We start from the raw sequence: 2,139 nt of genomic DNA on the forward strand, positions 1-2,139 counted from the left end.
CCGATGGTTCTCTCCTATCCCACTTCGCCGGCCTACCACATGGTGGCCGAGAACACCGAGCGCTATCAGGCGGCGTCCTTCGAGGAGGGCGAATATCTGCAGATCGAGGTCGCCGGCATCACCAAAACCGGCGCGAAGAACCCGCTGGCGGAAAAATTCATAGCCTTCATGACCGGGCCCAAGTTCCAGGACATCATCCCGGAGACCAACTGGATGTTCCCGGCCGGCAAGACCGACAAGCCGCTCAACCCGGCCTTCGAAAAGCTGGTGAAGCCGACCAAAACCCTGCTGTTCAGCCCGGACGAGGTGGCGGCCAACCGCAAGGCCTGGGTGGATGAATGGCTGGCGGCGATGAGCAAGTAGGACGCAGGATGGCGCTTGAGCACCCCCCTCTGTCCGGCCGGCCATCTCCCCCGCGCAGGGGGATCGGTGATTTCGCTAGCCGCCGACGGTGTAGGAAGAGCGGCAAAGCTGCCAATCTCCCTCCTAGAGAGGGAGATGTCCGGCAAGACAGAGGGGGGCGCGACGGAACGCGGCGTTCGCTAGCTCGAGCCAACGTGGTGCAGCGTGCAATCCACGCCGCGCCCTGACCCTCGCATCACTGCCGGCATCATCGCCCTTGTCGCCATTACTTTGCTCATCGGGGGCGCCTTCGCCGGCCTCATCCTCGAAGGCGCAAGCGGTCCGTCCAGCGCTGCCGCGGCCTTCGACAGCTATCTGCTCCGCGTCGCCCGCTTCACGCTTTGGCAGGCGCTGCTGTCGACATTGCTTTCGGTCTTGCCGGCAGTGTTCGTCGGCCGCGCCCTGTCCAGGCAAACGAACTTTCCCGGACGTCGCCTGATCCTGCAGTTGTTCACGGTCCCGCTGGCGCTGCCGGCTATCGTCGCCGCGCTCGGCGTGTTGGCGCTTTACGGCCATGCCGGTTATTTTGCCGGCATCCTCGGCACGTTCGGCGGTGGGGAATGGCCGGGCATTTACGGCCTTTCCGGCATCCTGGTCGCGCATGTCTTCTTCAACCTGCCCTTGGCCACGCGGCTGTTCCTCGAGGCGCTCGGCACCGTGCCGGCCGACCAGTGGCGGCTGGCGAGCCAGCTCGGTATGGACGCTCGGTCGGCCTTCCGGCTGATCGAATGGCCGGCGCTGCGCACGGTGCTGCCGGGGGTCGCCGGGCTGGTCTTCATGCTGTGCATCACCTCCTTCACAATCGTACTGACGCTGGGTGGCGGGCCGGCGGCGACGACGCTAGAGGTCGCGATCTACCAGGCGCTGCGCTTCGATTTCGATCCCGCGCGGGCCGTGACACTAACGTTTCTGCAGATCGTGCTGACCTTCGTCGTGGTCGCCATGCTGACGCGACTCGGCGCCAACACGGTCGGCGATGCGAATCTGCCGGTAGCGCCACGCCGCTATCTTGCGACCAGCACCACCGAGGCCGTGTTGAATGCCGGCCTCATCGTGCTTGCGCTGCTGTTCGTCGCCGCACCGATGGCGGCGACCGTGCTCGCCGGGCTGGAGGCGGATCTCGGCCGGCTGGCCGGCGAGGACGCCGTGCGCCGCGCGACGCTCACCAGCGCCGGGCTCTCCTTTCTCTCGGCGCTGTTTTGCGTGATGCTGTCGCTGTCGCTGATCGCCGCCCGACGCGCACTGGCCCTGAGGCGCCGCGCGGGCGGCGCCATGTCGCTGCTCGAACACGCCGCCGACACCGGCGCCGGTTTCGTGCTGGTCGTGCCGCCGATCGTGATCGGCGCCGGCTGGTTCCTGGCTCTGCGCAACATCACCGATGTGTTCGCCATCGCACCCGTCATGGTCGTCGCGGTCAATGCGGTGATGGCAATGCCTTTCGCCATTCGCGCCGTCCGCCCTGCCTATGATGCGGCGAGCGAGCGCCACGAGCGACTCTGCCTGGCGCTCGGCATTTCCGGCTGGAACCGGCTGCGGCTGGTCGACTGGCCGTCGCTGCGGCGGCCCTTGGCCACCGGCTTTGCGTTCGCCATGGCGCTGTCGCTCGGCGATCTCGGCGTGATCGCACTGTTCGGCAGCGATTCCGTCCAGACCTTGCCCTATCTTCTACTCGCGCGCATGGGCAGCTACCGGACCGCCGACGCCGCGGGGCTGGCCTTGCTGCTCGGCCTCGTCTGC

The 2,139-nt window shown here is 67.0% G+C and carries 2 protein-coding genes; both read left to right on the forward strand.

Annotated elements, in window-relative coordinates:
- A partial coding sequence (locus EOA60_RS30045) for a thiamine ABC transporter substrate-binding protein (protein ID WP_128312405.1) occupies window positions 1-363 on the forward strand: 363 nt, incomplete at its 5' end.
- A 204-nt stretch (window positions 364-567) separates the two neighbouring features.
- Window positions 568-2,139: thiamine/thiamine pyrophosphate ABC transporter permease (gene thiP / locus EOA60_RS30055; RefSeq protein WP_128312407.1), on the forward strand; the 1,572-nt coding region annotated here is incomplete at its 3' end.

Source organism: Mesorhizobium sp. M1A.F.Ca.IN.020.06.1.1, assembly GCF_004023265.1.
Lineage (GTDB): Bacteria > Pseudomonadota > Alphaproteobacteria > Rhizobiales > Rhizobiaceae > Mesorhizobium.